At 67.2% G+C, this 2,201-nt stretch carries 1 protein-coding gene and 1 pseudogene; both read left to right on the top strand.

Going from position 1 to position 2,201, the window contains the following annotated elements:
• Window positions 1–282: pseudogene (locus EN780_RS32555) on the top strand (serine hydrolase); the annotation flags it as partial.
• Window positions 283–406: 124 nt separating this feature from the next.
• The coding region (locus EN780_RS32550) for a Tex family protein (protein WP_133372823.1) at window positions 407–2,201 on the top strand (1,795 nt) is incomplete at its 3' end.

Genomic DNA, 2,201 nt, shown 5'->3' with positions numbered 1-2,201 from the left:
GCCTGGGTGCGCGACACGGTTTCAACCGGCGGCAGCTTCGAGGCCTGGCAGCGCGGCACGATGGCCTTTCTCTTTCCCAAGGGCCGATACCGCCACAAATGGTATCAGACCGGCGCCGACAGCGGCGCCTTCTGCGGCATCGGCATCCACGGCCAATGGCTCTACGTCAACCCGAAGGCCGAAGTGGTGATCGCCAAGATGTCGTCGCAGCCGGAGCCGGTCGATGACCGGCTCGATGTCGAGCTGGTGGCGTTCTTCGAGGCGCTGAGCCGGATGGTCTGAGCCGCCTCGGCGGGGCGGTTTCGTAACCGTTTTTCTGTGGAACCTCGCTACGGGGCCCGAACAGCGCGGTTGGCGAGGACGGCATCCAGGCCTATGGTCGCCGCTCTTTTCGACAGGGACCGGCATGGCATCCGACATCAAGCGCATTGCAGCAATCATCGCGGCCGAGATCGGCGCACGGCCCGAGCAGGCGGCGGCGGCGATCGGCCTACTGGACGAGGGCGCGACGGTGCCCTTCGTGGCCCGCTACCGCAAGGAGGTCACCGGCGGGCTCGACGACACGCAATTGCGCGGCCTGGCCGAGCGGCTCGCCTATCTGCGCGAGCTCGACGCGCGCCGCGAGACGATCCTCGGTTCCATCCGTGAGCAGGGCAAGCTGACCGAGGAATTGGAGGCCAAGATCATTGCTGCCGCCACCAAGGCCGAGCTGGAAGACATCTACCTGCCCTACAAGCCGAAGCGGCGCACCAAGGCGGAGATCGCCAGGGAACGTGGGCTCGGGCCGCTGGCCGAGGCGATCCTTGCCGACCGCGCGGCGGTGCCTGCCGATCTCGCGCTCGCCTACATCACCGAAGAAGTGGCAGACGCAAAGGCCGCGCTCGAGGGCGCGCGCGACATTCTGTCGGAACAGTTCGCCGAGAATGCCGATCTGGTCGGCAAGCTGCGCGCCTATATGAAGGAGCGTGCCTTCCTGCGCGCCAGGGTCGTCGATGGCAAGCAGGAGGCGGGCGCCAAATTCTCCGACTATTTCGACCATGTCGAACGCTGGGCGAACGCACCCAGCCACCGGGCGCTGGCCATGCTGCGCGGTCGCAACGAGGAGGTGCTGTCGCTCGACATCGAGGTCGATGCCGACGATCAATCGCCGGTGAAGCCGGTCGAGCGCATGATTGCCAATGCCTATGCGATCGGCGGCAGCTTGCCGGGCGACCGTTGGCTGATGGAGGTCGCCGGCTGGACCTGGCGCATCAAGCTGTCCTTGCATCTGACGCTCGACCTGATGCGCGACCTGCGCGAGCGGGCGGAGGAGGAGGCGATCCACGTCTTCGCGCGCAACTTGAAGGACCTGCTGCTCGCCGCGCCCGCCGGCTCGCGGCCGACGATGGGGCTCGATCCGGGCATCCGCACCGGCGTCAAGGTGGCGGTGGTCGATGGCACCGGCAAGCTGGTGGCGACGACGACGGTCTATCCGTTCCCGCCCAGGAACGACGTGCGCGGGGCGCAGGCCGAGCTCGCCGCGCTCATCCGCCAGCACAAGGTGGAGCTGATCTCGATCGGCAACGGCACCGGCAGCCGTGAGACCGAGAAACTGGTCGCTGACATGCTGTCGGACCTGCCAGCCGGTTCCGGCCCGAAGCCGCTCAAGGTGATCGTCAGCGAGGCGGGCGCTTCGGTCTATTCGGCCTCGGCGACGGCAGCGGCGGAATTCCCCGGCCTCGACGTGTCACTGCGCGGCGCCGTGTCGATCGCTCGCCGCTTGCAGGATCCGCTTGCCGAACTGGTCAAGATCGAGCCGAAGTCGATCGGCGTCGGCCAGTACCAGCACGATGTCGATCAGTACCGTCTTGGCCGTTCGCTGGAAGCAGTGGTCGAGGATGCTGTCAACGCCGTCGGCGTCGATCTCAACACGGCGTCGGCGCCGCTCTTGGCGCGGGTTTCGGGGCTTGGGCCGTCGCTTGCCGAAGCAATCGTTGCGCATCGCGATGCGACCGGGCCGTTTGCCAGCCGCAAGGACCTGCTCAAAGTGGCGCGGCTCGGACCACGTGCCTTTGAACAGTCCGCCGGCTTTTTGCGCATTGCCAATGGCGCCGAGCCGCTCGATGCTTCCTCGGTGCATCCCGAAGCCTATGGCGTGGCAAAGAAGATCGTCGCCGCCTGCGGCCGCGACGTGCGCGCGTTGATGGGCGACAGTGCCGCGC

Origin of the sequence: Mesorhizobium sp. M4B.F.Ca.ET.089.01.1.1 (assembly GCF_004022605.1) — a bacterium.
Taxonomy (GTDB): Bacteria; Pseudomonadota; Alphaproteobacteria; order Rhizobiales; family Rhizobiaceae; genus Mesorhizobium; species Mesorhizobium abyssinicae.
Note: the sequence above shows the minus strand (reverse complement) of the source record. Positions and strands in the feature narration are given on the sequence as shown.